We start from the raw sequence: 18,626 nt of genomic DNA on the forward strand, positions 1-18,626 counted from the left end.
AGTTGCTAATTGTCCAACCACACCGTGAGCGCTGAGCGCGGCCAGCGGTGCAAGACGGATACATCAACTTTGCGGGAGCGTATTGGCCACCCAATCGCTCGATGGAGCACCGATGCGGCCACCGGACAGCTTACTGCTTGCGGCACACTTGTTGTTGTCAGATCGACCTTCACGCCGAACGTTGAGGCGCTAGTCTGATCGACCAACAGAAAGGCCGCGATCTAAGCTCAAAGCGAACTCGCGAATCACATAAGCCCCTCAAGCCCGTGCGTGAACGCCGGCGGCGAGCTCCTCAGAGTCGTACATTTTTGATGCAGCCTCGCTTCAGAGGATCCGCTGCATGCTGCGCCGGACCCTCGAGGAGCGCGTGGCATCGCTTTCGACTGTTTCCTTTTCTAACAATCAGAACTAATGAGGCGGTGTATGAACATGTCGATCCCGGAGCTTCGGGTTGTCGCTGAAGCATCTATTTTAGCTATTGGGCTGCTGATGTCGTCAGGAGCTAACGCCGACGATGATCTGATGAGAAACGCCAAGCAGATCTTCCATCCAATCCCCTCGGTCATTCCTGCGGTAAAAAACAATCCGGTGACGCATGGAAAGGTGGAGCTTGGGAAGATGCTGTTCTTCGATCCGCGGCTATCGGCGAGCGGGGTCATTAGCTGCAATACGTGCCACAATCTCGGCACCGGCGGAGTCGATGCCGGTCCGACCTCCGTTGGTCACGGCTGGAAGGTCGGCCTGCGCCGGGCCCCAACTGTCTACAACGCAGTGTTCAATGCGGCGCAATTTTGGGACGGACGCGCCGCGGACCTCAAGGCGCAGGCCACCGGCCCGGTGCAGGCGAGTGCCGAAATGAATGCGACTCCAGATCATGTGCTCGGTATCTTGAACTCAATGCCCGGCTATGTCGTCTTGTTCAAGAACGCTTTTCCGAACGAAGCGAGGCCGGTCACCTTTGAAAATTTTGCGAAGGCGATCGAGGCTTTTGAAGCGACTCTCATTACACCTGCGGCTCCATTCGATCAGTATCTGGAGGGCAATACACATGCCCTCGATGATCAGCAGAAGTCAGGGTTGGCACTGTTTATGGCGAAGGGATGTTCCTCTTGCCACAATGGTATCAATCTCGGTGGACAGGCCTACTTCCCGTTCGGCGTGATGAAAAAGCCGGACGCAAGCGTGCTTCCGGACGCCGATAAGGGCCGGTTTGCGGTCACCAGGGCGGTCGGCGACGAATATGTCTTCCGCGCGGCGCCATTGCGAAACGTCGCGTTGCGAGCCCCTTACTTTCATTCGGGACAGGTTTGGAGCCTGAAGCAAGCTGTTGCCCTGATGAGTGAAATCCAGCTCGGCACCAAGCTTAGCGATAGAGAGGAAAACGACATTATCTCATTTCTGAATTCGCTGACCGGTCGGCTGCCTAAGATCGAATATCCGATACTGCCGACGCGCACCAACACGACACCAAAGCCTTCAATAGACAGATAGCCTTAGCAGCACCGGCCTCATGCCCTGCCGAATAGCAACAGATGCGCTCCAAGAACCCGGGGTCCCGCAATGACGCCAAAATGAATGATCCCCTGCTGTCACTGATAAGCAGGCACATAAAAAGCCGCCCGGCCTCAATGCGAGGCCGGGCGAAAGTCACGCGGGAGCGACGCTGCTTTCCGCATCGTTCCAGCTTTCGTCGGTAGGGAGGACTACCGGCGATCGACTTACGACGAGGGCACTCGCCGTCAAACAACAAGAAGCGGATATCGCTCTGCACAACTTAGCGAGCCGCTTGCCTTCCGCTCCTGTCGTAAACTTCAGGACTTGCTCACCACTTGCCAGCTGTCCGGTTGGCACGGGCAGCGCCTTGACGGAGCTGGGATCCATCGCGCAGGCGGTTTGACTGCCGAGCCCTGAAACTCAACCGTCAGTTTGCCGTCACGCGCCAGTATTTTGGCACCGCCGAATACCAGCAAATCTTCCCGAAGACCGCGCGAAGGCGCAAATTAGGTATGAAATTCCGCGAGGGCGGTAAAATAGATTGTTGTGATGGGACTCATCCATGGGATGGATAAATGAAGCGATAGGATCGTGGTTCGCGTCGAGCGCAAGTGACTGGGAATATGTCACCTAATCGGTATGGCCGGCATGCGGTCGTCCGCCGGATTCGAGCTTGTCGCCGCTGTATGCGATCGCCTCCGCCGGGGCAAACCGGCATTCGTAGGCGCTGGAAACTTTGGAAGCTCGCAAGGTTATCGCGAGCTCCCAAAGCGCGTTCATCTTATTCACAGATAGGTTGGCGACACGCTCCGTACGATCATGCCTCGGCCCGCAACTCGCGTGCGGCGGCCACCATATTGACGAGCGCGGGACGCACCTCCTCCCATCTTCGAGTTTTCAGTCCGCAGTCGGGATTGATCCAGAGCTGCCGATCGGAAACCCGCTGCCGCGCCAACACAATCAGCTGCTTGATCTCGGCTGCTGCGGGAATGCGCGGTGAATGAATGTCATAGACGCCCGGCCCGATTTCATTAGGATATTTGTAGCTCTTGAAAGCGTCGAGCAATTCCATTTTGGAGCGCGACGCCTCGATTGAAATGACGTCGGCATCCATTGCTGCGATCGCATCGATGATTTCGTTGAACTCGGAATAGCACATGTGCGTATGGATCTGAGTTCCGTCAGCGACAGCGGAGGAGCAAACACGGAAACTGTCCACTGCCCAATCTAGATAGTCCTTCCACTGCGATTTGCGCAGTGGCAATCCCTCCCGCAACGCAGCCTCGTCGATCTGGATCATGGTCGCTCCAGCCGCCTCAAGGTCGATGACCTCGTCTCGGATCGCGAGAGCGATCTGTCGGCATGTCTCGCTCCGCGGGATGTCGTCACGGACAAACGACCAGTTCAGGATCGTCACCGGTCCGGTCAGCATAGCCTTGACGGGTTTTTTGGTCAGAGACTGCGCATGTCGCCACCATTTAACGGTCATGGGCTTCGGGCGGGAGACATCTCCAAACAGGATAGGAGGACGAACGCACCGCGAGCCATAAGACTGAACCCAGCCGTGCTTGGTGAATGCGAAACCCAACAGCTGCTCGCCAAAGTATTGAACCATGTCATTGCGCTCGAACTCACCGTGTACGAGCACGTCCAGGCCGATATCTTCCTGCCAATGCACGGTATGGGCTGTCTCCGCTTTCAGAAGCTGCTCGTACTGCGTGTCATTCAGCGCTCCCCGCGCATGAGCTGCACGCGCATTGCGGACGTCCGCCGTTTGCGGAAAGGATCCGATGGTTGTGGTTGGAAACATCGGCAATGCGAAGGCGACGCGCTGGACGTCGGCGCGCTGGGTGAACGCACTGCGACGGCGACGCATGCTATCGTCGATCGCGGCCATTCGTCCGGCGACGTTCGCACTGTGGATCTTCGGCGATGTTTCGCGGGTGACGGATGCATCCTCTGAGAGCGTGAGTTCATCGGCCACGTCGGCAGCATAGCCAGCCAGCGCTTTGCCCAATATCGAAAGTTCCTTGATCTTCTGCACTGAGAACGCCAACCACGTCTTCAGTTCGGGATCGAGATCGAGCTCTAGCTCAATGTCGGTCGGAACATGGAGCAGCGAGCAGGAGGGGGCAATCTGAACACGGTCCCTGCCCAGTTTTTTGACTATAGGAGCAAGTTGGTCGAGTAGTGCCGGCAGATTAGAGCGCCACACGTTGCGACCATCAACGACACCGAGCGAGACCACGAGATCTCTACGGGCTCTGGCGACAATCGCGTCCAACTGGTCAGGTGCACGAACCAGGTCGACATGAAGCCCGGCAACGGGCAAGGCCAAGACTGTTTCAAGATTGTCGCCGACAGCCCCGAAGTATGTGGCCAGCATGATTTTAAGGGCCGGCACGGCCTTAGCGAAATGAGCATAGGCCCGGCGGACAGCCGCCCGAGATGCTTCGTCGACGTCCATCACTAGGCATGGCTCGTCGAGCTGAACCCATTCAGCGCCGCGCGAGGCTAGTTCGCGGAGAACATCGACATAGACGGGGAGGAGGCGATCAAGCAGCGACAGCGGATTGAATGCGGGATTCACGCTTTTGCCGAGCTTCAGGAAAGTGACTGGGCCCACTAGGACGGGCCGCGTCTGATAGCCGAGGCTTCTTGCCTCCTCATATTCCTCGATCGGCTTCCGAGAGGCATACGTAAAGATCTGATCCTGGTGAAATTCCGGCACCATGTAGTGGTAGTTCGTATCGAACCACTTCGTCATCTCCTGTGCGGCTACGCCGGGCCCATGCTGAGCGTGACCACCGTCCTGAGCGCCACGCGCCATGGTGAAGTAGGTGTTGAGCGACACAGGACCTTCGTTCCAGCCGTAAACGTCGGGAATGGCGCCGACCATTAGGCTGGTATCGAGCACATGGTCGTAGAGCGAGAAGTCATTCGAAGGAATGACGGTCGCACCGCGGGATTTCTGCCGTGCCCAATTAGCGGCACGAAGTCCACTCCCCGCCTCGAGGAGCTCGGCTTCGCTGGAATTTCCCGCCCAGTAGCTCTCGATCGCGAATTTGAGTTCGCGTCGTGGGCCGATGCGTGACGTCCCCAGTGTGGCAACGGGAAGCGAAAGGATTGACATAGCTTAGACCCCATGTTGGGGCAAAGGCCATGGCGGACGCAGACAGCGAACATCGCGTGAGCGACAACTGCTTGGCGCACACCGGGACGCCCCGCCCGTGGACGATATCTTGTCGAGGCAGGTCTCCTGGCTCACGGATCGTCGCTGCTGTCCGGCCTTCCCGAAGCCGCATGGCTTCAGTGACTTCGTTGGACAGCGGCTCGCCGCTTACAGTTGCGGGGGCAGCGCCGGCATTGCACCGGCTTCCCTCTTAGCTCCGGATGAAACGACATCCGGAGACCGCGACGGCTTGAATTATGCGCACGAGGATCGATGCGTCAACCTACCGATTCTCGCTGCGATATTGCCCAAGCGATTACGAGCGCACTAGGCGGGTACGACGGTCTTGCTCGCGGCCTGGTGAACACGCCCGGATCTGTGGAGGCTCCGCTTGTGAAATGCATTCGCTTTCAACACCCTGCTCGCGTAACGGTTGAGCTCCACGACCGGAACGAACCCGGGCCGCTTTCGGTATCTGTGTGATCGCGAGGAGGCGGCCTTTTCCGTCAGCAGCTTTTCGAACCTGCGCGTCAGGAAGGTGCGATCATCCTCGGCCGGCATCCGTTTGGTCACAGCCCACGAGGCTCCCTAGACATTTCGAAAGCCGGATTGCTCCAGGACCGCACGGATGATCAGGTCGGCTCCTTGGTGTTCGGCGGGCCCGCGACCAGGCACGAGGTCGTCCGCCTCCGTGAGGTTGGCCAAGATGATCTTTCTCGGTGCACTAGGTGTTCACGTGCTGAGCGACTTTTGCGCCGGCTTCGATGCGTCCGTGGCCGCTCGACGCCGGTCTGCCTCGCCTCGACTCGCGGCCAGCGACGATAGGCCTTAACGCGGCCACTGAGCATCGAGGGCCTTGTCCTTGTTCGTGACAAATTCGACGGTGTCCTCCGACAGAGCCCTTTGAGGGGGTCCTCGGAGTCGCTCAGCGTCTTAAGCTCATAACGATGTTAATCGACCTCGATGCGCCCCATGCGGTCGTGGTCTCCTCAAGGTCCCACATCTACAACTTCGTTCGCGAAATCGAGCGATGAGGCCTTTTGGTCGCGGGCTGCCTATCCTGTCTTGGACGGGACACAGGTGTCAGGGACCGGACAGACCACCGCGCATTGCGGCGTGTCGCAATGGCCCTCGCACTCCGTACATTTTTTGGCATCGATAACGTAAATGTCGCGCTTCAGACTGATCGCCGCGTTGGGACACTCGAACTCACATGCGCCACAAACGGTGCATTGCGAAGCGACGATCTTGTAAGCCATGCCTTCCGACTCCTTAGGCGAGCGATGTCATGCGCGATCCCTTTCAAATGCCGTGCCAAACGCAGACGCGCTCAATGTTGGGCAATTTGCCCAATTCGGCTGTCCCGGGTCTGAGACCATGTTGCATCTGCGACAGCAACAGGTCGCTTCAATTTCAGGCTACGAGCCCTCGGGCCCTCTTGCGAGAGTCAGTCGCGACTTGACGCTGGAAGCGTCCGTCGGTTTGTTTGGCACGTCAGCGCGGGGGCAAGCGAGGCTGACGCTTCCTCAACCGGCGGCGGCAAAAACCGCCAACGGACGCAGGTCTACGTTGGATCTCGGCAAACCTCCGGTCACACACCCCGACTGGAGGTTTGTGCAAGCCTCGCTCATGGCTGCAACGCTAGCTGCGCGGAGGACTCGCTGGAGGCTTGCCAAAACGGGCTTGTGGTATAACAAGCTTCGGAGGGAAATGAAGTGGCGGCGGGACGAGCGACACTGGCCTTTCAGACCGAATTGCACTCAGCCTCATGCCTGGTGCCGAGTAGGCATGGCGGTGCTCGTGAGCGTCGCTTGGCCGCACTCAGCCACTCGCAACTATTTTAGACGAGCTGGAGCAGGGTTGAAAGATGACTGTGCAAATTGCTTCAGTGGCATGGCTTTTCCGAACAGATGGCCCTGCGCAAGGTCGAAGCCGAGTTCGGCCACAGCGATTAGGTCAGCCTGGCTCTCCACACCTTCGGCGACGGTGCGCACATTGTACTCTTTGGCTAGATCGACGATATGGCGGCACACCGTTCGCTTGAGGGGCCCATTCGCGCAGCCGCCGACGAACTGACGATCCACTTTCAATTTCATGAACGGGAATTTTGTCATCCCCATCAGCTGCGGCCAATTGGCACCGACATTGTCGATTGCAAGGCCAATGTTGTGAAAGCGAACCTCACGCGCAACCTCGACCAGGAGATCTAGGTTCTGGATCGCGTCCACGCTCTCGATTTCAATCGTCAAACCGCCGAAAGCGGCGTGCGACGGCATGCGCCGACAGAGATCGCGTACCGCCTGCGGGTCAATCAGGAATGCTGCCGGGAGATTGATGGAGAGATCGATCGAAGTTTGCTGCTCCAGAAGATACTGCCAATCCTTGATCGCGCGGTCGATCACGAACTGCGACAAGTTCCTAAAATGCGGATCGTGAGGTTCCGGGATGAAATAGGCCGGTGGAACAACGCCCCAGGTCGGGTGCCGCATTCGCACATGCGCCTCGGCGCCGCGGCGGCTAAGGGTACACGCGTCAAACTTCGGCTCATACCAGAGCTCAAGCCAGCCAGCGTGTAAGGCTTCTCCGACATGGACCGCGGGACGGGGCGCCGGCTCTCTTGGCAAGAGCATGCCGATCCGATCGCGCAATGTCTCGGCTGCAAACGGCGCCTTGAGCGGCGGCAGCATAGCAAGTCCATATTCACTGCCGACCTGCTGCACTGCCGCCATGATGATCGACTCGCGCGCTCCGAACGCCAGCACTCGGCCTGCAAATTCTTCGCGTACCAGTATCTCGAGCAATCGTCCAGGCTCGATGCGGTCCGAGCCAATGCCGAGCAGGATCAGATCAGGGAACTCCGTGCGGAGTACGTGCGGCAACTCGTCAGCAGTCCTGCATTCGCTGATAACAAATCCCATATCCTCCAGCACATCCCGTAGAAAGGCGCGCAGATGCCGCTTGCCGACGGCCAGGCATGCCCGCGGCCGCACCTTACGTTGCCCGAAGATTACAGGTTTCCCTCCGACCAGTTCGGCCTGCCCATGTTCCATCGCAACCACTCCCGTTCCGTGACGGTGCCTTAAACGAGGAGCGAAGGTCCAAACAAGCTGTGCTTCCCGATATCTTTTCGATTGTTCGAGATAAGCTTAAGATAGTGCATTAGTGTGCAAAATCTTTCCCAATGTTGCTCAGACGATTTTATCGGGCGCACGCGTATGATACCTGTCGCGCTTCGCGCAACTTTGTACGATGTCGCACGCGAGGTGGGAATCTCTCGTTGGGACGCACCGAGCTGACACTCTATGGCGCTGCGATCATCGTGGTGCACGATTTATTGAATCGAGTAGTTCGTGAGCGACGATCGGCAATCACTCTTACGAACGTTTGATCGGCATGACCGGCGTGTGCCGTTTGGTGATATGTTTTCCAATCGAAGGCAGTCCATCATGAGTTCGCAGCTGCTCAAGCCGCAGTCGATTCTGAGAACGGCAATGGCTTGCAATTACCTCAGCTCTGTTGCCTATAGCGAGTGTGGACGTGCTGCTTCTTACCGAGCCAGATAGTTGCTCTCAATCGCGTTTTCTGTATCCTCCTGAGCATGAATTTCCTCCAGAGGGCCAGGTCAGGTGTTCGTGTTGGCGCTGAAGGGCAAGGCACGTCCAGCGCGGGCACGGCTTTGCGCAAGAGCGTGCCAGGAGATGAGAACGCGGTCGCAAAAGCGGTCGAAGAGCTACTTTCCGAGTTAGGTGGCCCCGGACCGGAGTTCAGCCTTCAAGGCGCGAAGCAGGCGGCGTTGCGCCTGATTCAGGATCCCGAACAGGGCTTCATTTTTGTCGTCGAGGAACAAGGCACCGGGCAGATTGTAGGGGTAGCTAGCATCTCGGCCGTACAGGCCGTGAGAGCAGCCGGAGCGTACGGCGTGCTTCAGGAGCTATGGATTTCTCGTGACTTCCGGAGCTCTGACTGCGGTCGGCATCTGCTCGAGGCGGTAGATTCGGAGGCGAAGCGACGCGGCTGGCAGATGATTGAGGTTGCGTTGCCTCCGGATGGCTATCCGGCCCTAGAACGGGTACGCCACTTCTACGAGGAGAGGGGGTATCGGATTGGAGGATTGCGCGCGCGCAAGAGGCTCTGACAGTGGTACGACCTCTGCGCCACACACTTAAAGCGCTCTGGGCTAGCGTGCTATCAGTAAACTCTTCAAGCAGTAAATCCTGGGCTTGTTGCTTCTCAAAACGAACGCTTCACGCGTGCGTCGCGGCCGAGCATGATCGGGAACCTTGACGCTGATGCGGTGCTGACTCCCACCGCGAGCGGTTACCTCTTCGGCCTTCTTGGCGAGAACGTTCGAAGATATCAGGATCAATCATTCTGCATTGTGGGAAGCGATACCGCGCCCCGCCCAATCAAAAGGCGACAGGTCGGCGGCGGCCCGTTCCGGGCGGAGCCCGACCCAGCCTTACGAATCCTTCTTTTGCGCTTCCCATGCAGTGCGATTTACTGGCTCTGGTTTGAGATCACCGCACACAATCGCCATCCATTCGTCACCAATTACATTCTCTCGGCAACTGGCTAGCCAGTCGTCTACCAGACTCATTCCTGCATCTTGATGCGGCGGACCGGCGCGTGAAAGGATTCCGCACCACCTTGCCATTCCTGCTGGCGAATTTCGAGGAAGGTGCGCGAGATCAGCCATCACACTGATCCGGTAGAGGATTCCGTAATGAGCAATGTGCCGAGTGCCGCGTCCAATACGACATTCGTGCAGCTCCCCCCTGCGCAGGACTGGATGCAAGCGGACCGCTTCGCCGTTTGGCGCCAATACGAAAACGTGGCCGAGGGAATCATGCGCGACAAAGAGCCGCCCTTTTTTGATCGGCCGTCAGTCCGTCAGGACCGCTCGTCGCGAAGAACCAGCTGAATCGTCCGACTTTCCCCACGCCATCACGCATCAGCGGTACGCGCCAGATGCTATTGTCGCGCGTCATTGCAACGAACAATACGGTCTCGTCCGGACTGAGCACCAGGCCATTCGGGCCCGGGCCATTAGAAATCAAGCAATGATCCGGCCGTCAGGGCACGGTCGAAATGCCCGGCCGGTCCGATCGTGCAATCCAGTCTGGCCCTGATCGGTGAAATAGATGTCGCCTTTGGTCGCGATATGCAGGTCGTTGCAGCCTCTGAAGGACTCGGAATTGCGGTGGCCCAGCAACGGTCGGATGGTCCCTCTCTGTGGATCGAGCTCCAGGAGACCGTTGATATAGTCGGACACGAGCACCCGGCGGTCCGGAGCAACCTTCAGACGTTCGGCCAGCCGTCGTATTCGATGATCAAAGACCAGACGCCCTCCGGTGAAATCCGGAAATGCGGCCGAAGGGGATGTCGACGACATAGAGATTCCCGGACTGGTCGAACGACGGTCCCTCGATGAAACAATCCACTGGATATGCCCCGCGGTTCGCGTCTGCCCCTTCCGAAGAAACAGCCGGGCGACGAAACTCCGCCGGCATCGACGAGAACACGCTGGCCTCCATCAGCTTGGGCGGGTTTTCGAGATGCTCATGATGCGCCTTCGAGCCTGCGACGCGGCTGGCCCTCGTATTTGTAGCCGAACTGCTTGGGCATCGGGCCCTTGTTGCGATCGTTGCGCCCAGTTTGCTCCCAGGCGTGAGCCAGGATTCCGACCGCGCGCGACAAGCAGAAGACCCCCCGCGCGAGCGGAGAGGCGAAGCCCAGTTCGCCGTAAATGACCGCGGTCGCGCCATCGATGTTCATCGGAATGAGCTTGCTCTTGCGCTGTTGCATCACCCGCTCGATCGCGCGAGCGGCCTTGGCATAATCGCCGCCGACACTGCCCTCGTCAGCTGCGGCATCCACCAGCGCCAATAGCGGGGCCGCGCGCGGGTCGACTGGATGAAACCGGTGGCCGAAGCCCGGCAGATATTTGCTGCGGGTTGCGGTGAAATGGTCGATTGCAGCGCCAGCGGCCTGCTCGATCTCTCGCCCTTGGCGCCGTCGCAGCACATCCTCGTAGAGTTCGATAGCCTGCTCCCCTGCTCCGCCATGCACGTCATCGAGCGTGTTGATTGCCGAGGCCATTGCGCCATTCAGGGGCAGGCCGCAGCTCACCGCCATTTGGGCAATTGCAATGGAGGGCGCGTGCGGACCGTGGTCAACGGATCCAACCAGCGCAGCTTGCAGCAGCTGCTCCTGTGCTGGCGTCGGCAGATTGCCACGTAACATCAGCCAAATCATGGCGGGAAAAGAAACGCGGCCTATCAAATCTTCAATTGGATAACCCTGATAGGCGATGCGACCTGGCGCGATATCGCAAATGGAGGTTCGCCACCAACTGGCCGCTTGCTGTCTCAGTTCTTCTTCGCTCATTCCCGGTTCCGTCCTTTCAACCTGCCGATTGCCAACCGACGCAAGCCGTCGGATGTCATGATATCGGTCCGTCCGTGGCTGCGCGGACGGGCAGGAAATCAGCCTCTCCTTGCTTTGGCGTCCCGACGGCTCGGCTTGAGACTAGTTGCTCAACCTCCGCATACGAATAGCCGAGCCGCTGCAGCCATCGCTCAGTGTCTGCTCCGAGCGTCGCAGGTGGTGAAGGCACCGAAAACTCCTCATCCAGCCGGAACCCCGGCCGCGTGATTCGTAACGGCTGCGCATCGTCTTGTTCTGGCGCCAAAGTCTCGACGAATCCGCGCTCAACGACCTGTGGCTGCTGCAACACTTGCGAGACCGTCAGCACACGGCCGGCAGGGACACCAGCCAGGTTCATTTGGGCCTCCCATTCCTCAGCGGGCTTGCAACTCAATGCCTTGTTCAACTCCGCGCTCAGCGCAGCGCGGTTCACCTTGCGCATCTCGCGTCCAGCAAAGCGTGGATCCGCCTTCAGGTCCGGTCGGTCGATCAGGTCGCATAGGGTTTGGTACTGGTTCTGCTCGTTGGCGGAAATGTTCAGCGGGCCCGTTGCGGTGCGGAACGTGCCGGAGGGAGCCGCGGTAAAGTTCTCGTTGCCGATGGGCTGCGGCTCGATCCCGGCGTTCAGGTGGTTGGAGACGACCCATCCCATCGCCGCAATGGTGGCCTCGAGCAGGGACACGTCGATGAACCGACCCCGTTGCCTATGCCGCTGGTCGACCAGAGCCGCGGCGATAGCAAACGCAGCAGTCAGTCCCGCAATCGTGTCCGAGATCGGAAAGCCCGTGCGCAGGGGAGCCGAGGCTATATCGCCGGTGACGCTCATGGCTCCGGAGAGACCCTGGACGATCTGGTCATAGGCCGGACGGGCGGACCACGGTCCGCTCTGCCCAAAGCCGGAGATCGCGCAGTAGACCAGACGCGGGTTCAGCCTGACAAGCACATCAAAGCCGAGGCCAAGGCGTTCCATCACCTTCGGCCGGAAGTTTTCGAGCACCACGTCGGCTTCCTTGACCAGTCGCAAGAACACCTCGCGGCCCGCTTCCGATTTCAGGTCCAGTGCAATCGATTGCTTGCCGGCGTTCACAGCGACAAACGAGAGTCCCTGCAGGCGCTCCGCTCTTTGCGGATCCGCGCCGAGGCGCCGCGCCAGGTCGCCGCCGTTCGGATTTTCCACCTTAATGACCTCCGCGCCAAGGCGCGCAAGATGGTAACCGCAGAACGGACCCGCCAACACGTTTGACAGGTCGAGAACGCGGATACCGGTTAGCGGCAGAGACATCTGAAGAGCCTTCTTGTAGGTGATCCGATAGCGAGCGCTTAGTACGCAACTTATTTCAGTTGCTGCGCAGCACGTTCCGCGAATCGATTCGTGAAGGTCTTGATCAGGTCGATCTTTGCGGCTGCGATCTTCGGATCAAAGTCGCCTAGGACAGCCAGCGGGACCTTGGCCGCGTCGATGTCCATCTGACCGGTTGGCGAGAACAGCGCTTTCGACGCGTTGATGATCTCGATGTTCACCTCGCGATTGTCGGTCTTGTATGCAGGAGGCATCGCGTCGACGAGCTGCTCCGCCGAAACCGTGTTGATCCAGCGATGAGTTTTGAACAAGGCGTTGACGAGGCGCTGGACCGTTTCCGGATTTTTGTCGATGAAGGACTGCTGAAGGTAAAGGCACGCGGTCGGATAGATTCCGCCAAAGGCCTGCCTTGAGCCTTCGACCGTGCGCGCGTCGAACAGCGGTGTCGCACTCTTCTTGCGCGCGAGAAGGGTCGCAATCGGATCGAAATAGACGAGCGCGTCGATATTCTTGGCCTCGAGCGCCACCATGCCGGGTGCACCACTGCCAACCGCGATGATGCTTACATCGCGCGAGCCCAATCCCGATTTCTTGATGTAGTAGCGCGCCATGGTATCGGTCGAGGACCCCGGCGCCGTGATCCCGAGCTTCAGGCCCTTCAGACCGGCACCCGTCTTGACCTTGTCAGCGAGGTCGCCGCGGACACCGAGCAACACGCCGGGAATGTCATTGAGCAGGAACACGCAGGAAATTTGCTTGCCTTGGGCCTGCATCTGAATGGTGTGATCATAAAAGCCGACGGTCCCGTCCACCGAGCCGCCGATCAACGCCTGCAAAGCCTTCGAGCCACCGGCCTGGAAGTTCTCGACGGTCACGTCAACCCCTTCTTCCTTGAAGGCGCCCAGCTTCACGCCAAGTTCGAGAGGCATATAGTTGAGGATCTGTGACCCCACTGCGATCTTCAATTTTGTCTTCTCGGGCTCGGCGGCATAAGTCGAGATGACCGGGAATGCGGCTATCGCGATGACGAGCATCAGTCGTGGAAAAGCGTGCATGGGAAACTCCATGAGAATGGGAGAGCGGTACGATCAGGCTTCGTGGGCAGGTGCGGGCCGCCAGACCAGGAGCCGTTTTTCCGCGCGGTCGACAATGGCATCGAGAGCAACGACGAAGGCGGAGAGGACGATGATTCCTGCGAACACTCCGGTCGCGTCGAGGACGCCCTCGGCCTGCGCAATCAGGTGCCCCAATCCCGCGGACGAACCGAGATATTCGGCGACCACTGCTCCCATCACAGCCATGCCGACCGACACCCGCAGGCTCGACAGGATCCACGTGGTGGCGGACGGTAGGTAGACATGGCGCAGCAGGGAGGACTTCGATGCACGTAGCAGGCGCGCATTCGCGAGCACGACCGGATTGACCTCGCGAACGCCCTGAAAGGTGTTGAAAAAAGCGACGAAGAGAACCAGCGTCACGCCCAGCGCGACCTTGGAGGTGAGGCCCAATCCGAACCAGATGACAAAAATGGGCCCCAGCAAGATGCGCGGGATCGCATTGAACATCTTGATGAAGGGCTGAAGGACCTCGGCCGCAAACGGGCTTAAGCCCAACCAGATACCAAGCGCCGTGCCGATCCCGATACCAGCCAGGAAAGACAGGACCGTCTCCAGCAGTGTTATGCTGACATCGGTCCAGAAGTCGGCCGTTGACATCCACTCTCCGATCCTTGCGATGAGTGTCGACGGGGCCGGAAAGAAGAACGGGTCGATCAACCCTGCCCGCACGCCCAATTCCCAGATCAGGATCAGCCCAAGCACGATGGCGAACTGCGTGAGAGCGACCTTACCCCTGCGTGGCATAGCTTTTCTCCACTTCGGCGCCGAGCAGCGACCAGATTTCACGGTAAAGCGCGACGAACTCGTCGGTGGTCTGTAGCGCCGAGAGGTCGCGGGGACGAGGCAGCGTGATCCTGACATCGCCAACCATGCGGCTCGCGGGACCGGCAGACATCACAACGACGCGGTCCGCCAGCGTGATCGCCTCATCGAGGTCATGGGTGATGAAAACCAGTGAGCGCCGGTCCGCCTGCCAGAGGTCGAGCAGGATACGGTGCATGAGGCGACGGGTGTGAACGTCCAGCGCTGAGAAAGGCTCATCCATCAGGACGATCTTCGGCTGCATGATCAGGGTCTGCGTCATGGCGACCCGCTTGCGCTGGCCGCCGGACAATTGGTGCGGATAGCGCTCCTCGAACCCTTTCAAGCCAACCTTGGCGAGCCAGGGCCGCGCCTGCTCGCGAGCTTTCGCGATCGAGCTTCCCTGAAACACCAGCCCGAGGCCGACATTGTCCTGGGCTGTTTTCCAGGGCAGCAGCCCTTCCTGTTGCAGCATGTAGCCGGACTGACCGTTCAGGCCCCTAAGCGATTTGCCGAAAATGCGAACCTCGCCGGCGGCCGGCTTCAGCAGTCCGGTGACAGTATTGAGAATGGTCGATTTTCCGCAGCCGGTCGGCCCGACCACTGCAACGAATTCGGTTTCGCCGACCTGGAGGTTCATGCTTTTCACGGCGGTGAAGTCGCCGAAGCGAATCATCACGTCGCGCAGGTCGACGGCAAGTGCCGGCTGCCCTTCCATTGTTTCGCTCCGCAGAACCTGTTCTAAGCCTCAAAACAGGTAACCGGCGCTACATCCGGAGTCAATTGCATTCTGCAACATAGAACCAAGATGAGCATTGAATACTGGACTTTTCATCCATTCTGGATATCTGTTCTGCACTACAGAACACGAGGACTGTATCAATGGCAAAGACAGGGGTTGATGCGGTCGGGCGCGCCCTGGCGATCCTCAAGGCCTTCGGCGCTGAGCGCGCAGCCATGACGCTGACCGAGATTGCCGAGGCGACCGACTTCTACAAGAGCACGGTCCTTCGCCTTGCCGCATCCCTGGAAGCGGACGGATTCCTGGTGCGGGGGACCGACCGGCTATTTCGACCGGGACCGGAGCTATGGCGCCTTGGGGCGCTCTATCAGCGTGGGCTGGACCTCGGTGACCTGATCAGACCCTCGCTCCATCGTCTGGTCGAAGCAACCGGAGAGACCGCATCCTTCTACATCGCGGAGGGCGACGAGCGCATTTGCCTTTATCGCGTTAATTCTCCGCGTTCCGTCCGGCATCACCTCGAAGAAGGACAACGATTGCCGATTGATCGCGGCGCTGCGGGCCGCGTTCTTACCGCTTACCGCGATTTTGCATTAGCTGATGGAAAGAAGATCAGAGATCGTGGCTTCTACGTCTCGATCGGCGAGCGTGATCCTGAGGTTGCGGCCGCAGCGGTGCCCGTAATCGATGTCTATGGCAAATTGCGGGGCGCGCTCTCAGTCTCCGCCATTCGCACTCGCTTTGATGCAGATGCTCGGAAATCTGCCGTTGAAGTGCTGAAGTCCGAGGCTAAAGCGCTGATTGGTTTGCTGCCTGCAACTGAGCGCTGAGCTACAATGGCAGCGTTCTGTTCATAACGCGCAGCTCAGCGGGTGCCGCAATGGTCTCTCCTGAGCGTAGCGCGCATTTCTCGCATTGTTGAGGCCTGCAGATCATCCTCGACCTCGACGCCACCCATCCCTACACGGACATCAGGAGGGAGGCTTCTTCAAGGCTATTACGCTGCTCGTGTGATGTGTGCTGGTGCGCGTGTTCTGGAGCCGTCATGGCCTGACGGCCAAGCTGCGGCGCGCCGACATCGATGCAAGCGCGGTTAGGACGTTTCGCGGATTGTGCGGCCTAAAGCCGGATGGGGTTAGACCGAATCGATTTGGGATTGAACGAAGCCGCTGTCGCGGCGTGCGTGGCGAGGTGGCGTAGATCGCCTCCTGGCGGAGAGGATGTGGGTGTTGGAGCCCCCCTCAGACAGGGTATTGAGATGGCCGATTTGAGCCCTCTTCGCCGCCGCATGATCGAGGATATGACAGTCCGCAATCTGTCGCCGGCGACGCAGCGATCCTACATCAGCGCGGTTTCGAAGTTCAGCCGCTATTTCGGCCGATCGCCTGAGCGGTTGGAGCTGGAAGACGTCCGGGCCTTCCAGGTGCATCTGGTCTCGACCGACATCTCATGGCCGGCGCTGAACCAGATCATCGTCTGTGCGCTACGGTTTTTCTACGGCGTCACGCTCGGCGAGGCGCTCATCCCGGAGCGCATTCCCTATGCGCGAGAGCCCCGCAAGCTGCCGGTCGTTCTCAGCGCCGACGAAGTGGTGCAGTTCCTCGAGGCGGTGTCGAGCCTGAAGAGCCGCGCCGCGCTCACCACCGCCTATGCGGCCGGCCCCAGGGCCTCCGAGGTCGCGGGACTGCGGATCGAAGACATCGACAGCACCCGCGGTGTCATCCAGGTGCGCCACGGCAAAGGCGCGAAGGATCGCAACGTGATGCTGTCGTCCCAACTGCTCGGCATCCTGCGCACCTACTGGCGGCTCGCCCGGCCGCGGCTTTATCTGTTCCCTGGGCGTGACGAAGGTCACCCGATTGATCCGACCGTGTTGCATGCCGCCTGCCGCTCGGCGGTCAAGGCTGCGGGCCTGACCAAGCGCGTCACGCTGCACACGCTGCGCCACAGCTTCGCGACACATCTTCTGGAGAACGGAATCGACATCCGGATCATCCAGGTTCTGCTCGGGCAAAATAATCCGTCGTCGACGGCGCGCTACACGCAGGTCGCCACCCATACGATCCGGGCGCCCCAGAGCCCGCTCGACCGCCTGTCGCTGGAGGTGACGCCACCGGCATGACAACGGCTCCGGGATCCGGCTTATGACCCCCGACGTCCGCCCGCACCGACCCGCCATCGACATTGCCGATATCTTGCGCCGGCATGGCGACGCCTATCGTCGTGACCATGCCGGTCATCACGGTCGCGTCGAGCGGCGGGTGATGAGCGCCATTGTTGGGTGCCGAACCGAGGCGCTCGGCGGCCACCTCGAGGCCCGCAATGACTGCGGCATGACGCGGATCGCCTATAATTCCTGCCGGAATCGGCATTGTCCGAAGTGTCAGGGGCCAGCCCGAGCCGCGTGCCTTGCCGCGCGAGAAGCCGACCTGCTGCCGGTTCCCTACTTCCACGTCGTCTTTACGCTTCCTGCACCGATCGCCGCGATTGCTTTCCAAAACAAGGCGGTCGTCTATGCCATCCTGTTTAAGGCCGCCGCCGAGGCGATGACCGACGCTTGCTGCCAATCCGCGCCGGCTCGGCGCGGAGATCGGCGGCGTCGCGGTCCTGCACACCTGTGGACAAGCGCTAACGCATCATCCCCACATTCATTGTGTCGTGCCGGGCGGCGGCCCGTCACCTGATGGAACACGCTGGATCGCCAGCCGACCGAACTTCTTCCTGGCCGTCAAACCGCTGTCCCGGCTCTTTCGCTGGCTTTTTCTCAAACGCCTGATCGGGGTCTTCAACGCCGGCGCCTTGCGCTTCTTCGGCGATCTTGCTTCTCTTGCCGAACTCGACGCTTTCGCTGGTCGCATCAAAGCCATGCAGCGCGTCAACTGGGTTGCTTACGCCAAGCGGCCCTTCGGCGGACCCGCACAGGTGCTGGCCTATCTCGGCCGCTATACCCATCGCGTCGCGATCGCCAACAGCCGGCTCGTCGCACCCGACAACGATCATGTTGCCTTCACATGGAAGGATTACCGCCAGGACGGCGCGACAAAGATCATGAAGCTCAAGCCCGACGAGTTCATTCGCCGCTTCCTGCTTCATACGCTGCCCGACGGTTTCCATCGCATCCGCCACTTCGGCTTCATGGCCAACCGCCATCGCGCTGCCAAGCTCGCCTTTTGCCGCGAACTTCTCGATCATGAGACAGCCCCAAACGACAGCCAGCCGCCGCCTGTGGATTTGGAAGCTTAAACCTGGGCCGAAGTTCCTGCCTGGCCCGATTGTGGTGGCGTCATGCGCATCATTGAGCGCTTTCGACACAGCTTCAGATGCTCCAGCCCTCGAACATCACCGTTCCGATGCGACACATCGTGAGCCAAGTCATGCCGTGCACGACGATCATCATTCGTCATTTCGCTCCCAGCGTCTCGATCATCGCGGACGATGTCGACTCCGTGCTTTCACACTCCGCGACAACAACGGTCCGATGCAGCAAAATGCCTATCGCGATCTCCAGTGAAGCGCGTCTGATCTCAACTCTTCCCCGACGCGCACATCTCGTGTCTCTGCCTCACGCGCCGA

The 18,626-nt window shown here is 59.7% G+C and carries 14 protein-coding genes, 2 pseudogenes and 1 riboswitch; of the genes and pseudogenes, 6 read left to right on the forward strand and 10 right to left on the reverse strand.

Annotation, left to right across the window (positions count from 1 at the left end; translation table 11 throughout):
* Nucleotides 1-423: 423 nt before the first annotated feature.
* The gene (locus FXB41_RS19200; protein ID WP_219682848.1) at nucleotides 424-1,491 is read left to right on the forward strand and encodes a cytochrome-c peroxidase; all 1,068 of its coding nucleotides are present in this window, start codon (nucleotides 424-426) and stop codon (nucleotides 1,489-1,491) included.
* An 820-nt stretch (nucleotides 1,492-2,311) separates the two neighbouring features.
* Here the strand turns inward: FXB41_RS19200 and metE are convergent.
* The 3 genes from metE to FXB41_RS19215 form a co-directional block, all read right to left on the reverse strand.
* A complete protein-coding gene (metE, locus tag FXB41_RS19205) occupies nucleotides 2,312-4,627 on the reverse strand; it encodes a 5-methyltetrahydropteroyltriglutamate--homocysteine S-methyltransferase (protein ID WP_219682849.1) in 2,316 nt (771 codons plus the stop codon).
* A 99-nt stretch (nucleotides 4,628-4,726) separates the two neighbouring features.
* A riboswitch (cobalamin riboswitch) is annotated at nucleotides 4,727-4,926 on the reverse strand.
* A 795-nt stretch (nucleotides 4,927-5,721) separates the two neighbouring features.
* Nucleotides 5,722-5,925 (reverse strand): 4Fe-4S binding protein, encoded by a 204-nt coding sequence (locus FXB41_RS19210; protein ID WP_007600001.1) that lies wholly within the window; start codon nucleotides 5,923-5,925, stop codon nucleotides 5,722-5,724.
* 576 nt (nucleotides 5,926-6,501) lie between these two features.
* A complete protein-coding gene (locus FXB41_RS19215; RefSeq protein WP_219682850.1) occupies nucleotides 6,502-7,716 on the reverse strand; it encodes an EAL domain-containing response regulator in 1,215 nt (404 codons plus the stop codon).
* 626 nt (nucleotides 7,717-8,342) lie between these two features.
* Between FXB41_RS19215 and FXB41_RS19220 the strand changes: the two genes are divergently transcribed.
* Nucleotides 8,343-8,801 (forward strand): GNAT family N-acetyltransferase, encoded by a 459-nt coding sequence (locus FXB41_RS19220; RefSeq protein ID WP_246648983.1) that lies wholly within the window; start codon nucleotides 8,343-8,345, stop codon nucleotides 8,799-8,801.
* A 588-nt stretch (nucleotides 8,802-9,389) separates the two neighbouring features.
* Nucleotides 9,390-9,587, forward strand: a complete 198-nt coding sequence (locus FXB41_RS41765; protein ID WP_311985861.1) for a hypothetical protein — start codon at nucleotides 9,390-9,392, stop codon at nucleotides 9,585-9,587.
* 7 nt (nucleotides 9,588-9,594) lie between these two features.
* Here FXB41_RS41765 and FXB41_RS41980 read toward each other — a convergent pair.
* The 7 genes and pseudogenes from FXB41_RS41980 to FXB41_RS19250 form a co-directional block, all read right to left on the reverse strand.
* A pseudogene (locus FXB41_RS41980) lies at nucleotides 9,595-9,654 on the reverse strand (hypothetical protein); the annotation flags it as partial.
* Nucleotides 9,655-9,719: 65 nt separating this feature from the next.
* Nucleotides 9,720-10,058: an SMP-30/gluconolactonase/LRE family protein gene (locus tag FXB41_RS41770; protein WP_311985862.1), complete on the reverse strand. Its 339-nt coding sequence runs from the start codon at nucleotides 10,056-10,058 to the stop codon at nucleotides 9,720-9,722.
* Between the two features lie 167 nt (nucleotides 10,059-10,225).
* Nucleotides 10,226-11,053, reverse strand: a complete 828-nt coding sequence (locus tag FXB41_RS19230) for a citryl-CoA lyase (protein ID WP_219682852.1) — start codon at nucleotides 11,051-11,053, stop codon at nucleotides 10,226-10,228.
* Nucleotides 11,054-11,108: 55 nt separating this feature from the next.
* Entirely contained in the window at nucleotides 11,109-12,374 is a 1,266-nt protein-coding gene (locus tag FXB41_RS19235; RefSeq protein ID WP_219682853.1) for a CaiB/BaiF CoA transferase family protein, read from the reverse strand.
* A 50-nt stretch (nucleotides 12,375-12,424) separates the two neighbouring features.
* Nucleotides 12,425-13,447 carry an ABC transporter substrate-binding protein gene (locus tag FXB41_RS19240; RefSeq protein WP_219682854.1) on the reverse strand — a complete coding sequence of 341 codons (1,023 nt, stop codon included), beginning with the start codon at nucleotides 13,445-13,447 and terminating at the stop codon, nucleotides 12,425-12,427.
* 33 nt (nucleotides 13,448-13,480) lie between these two features.
* Complete coding sequence (locus FXB41_RS19245) at nucleotides 13,481-14,254, reverse strand: ABC transporter permease (RefSeq protein ID WP_219682982.1); 774 nt, start codon at nucleotides 14,252-14,254, stop codon at nucleotides 13,481-13,483.
* The gene (locus FXB41_RS19250) at nucleotides 14,238-15,029 is read right to left on the reverse strand and encodes an ABC transporter ATP-binding protein (RefSeq protein WP_007599991.1); all 792 of its coding nucleotides are present in this window, start codon (nucleotides 15,027-15,029) and stop codon (nucleotides 14,238-14,240) included. Before FXB41_RS19250 ends, FXB41_RS19245 begins: the two co-directional genes overlap by 17 nt.
* 164 nt (nucleotides 15,030-15,193) lie before the next feature.
* Here FXB41_RS19250 and FXB41_RS19255 point away from each other — a divergent pair, with 164 nt between their 5' ends.
* From FXB41_RS19255 to FXB41_RS19265, 3 genes and pseudogenes are all read left to right on the forward strand, one after another.
* A complete protein-coding gene (locus FXB41_RS19255; RefSeq protein WP_219682855.1) occupies nucleotides 15,194-15,883 on the forward strand; it encodes an IclR family transcriptional regulator in 690 nt (229 codons plus the stop codon).
* A 428-nt stretch (nucleotides 15,884-16,311) separates the two neighbouring features.
* Entirely contained in the window at nucleotides 16,312-17,175 is an 864-nt protein-coding gene (locus FXB41_RS19260; protein WP_219682856.1) for a site-specific integrase, read from the forward strand.
* Between the two features lie 22 nt (nucleotides 17,176-17,197).
* Nucleotides 17,198-18,419: pseudogene (locus FXB41_RS19265) on the forward strand (IS91 family transposase).
* Nucleotides 18,420-18,626 lie beyond the last annotated feature (207 nt).

The sequence above is a fragment of the Bradyrhizobium canariense genome, from assembly GCF_019402665.1.
Taxonomy (GTDB): Bacteria; Pseudomonadota; Alphaproteobacteria; order Rhizobiales; family Xanthobacteraceae; genus Bradyrhizobium; species Bradyrhizobium canariense.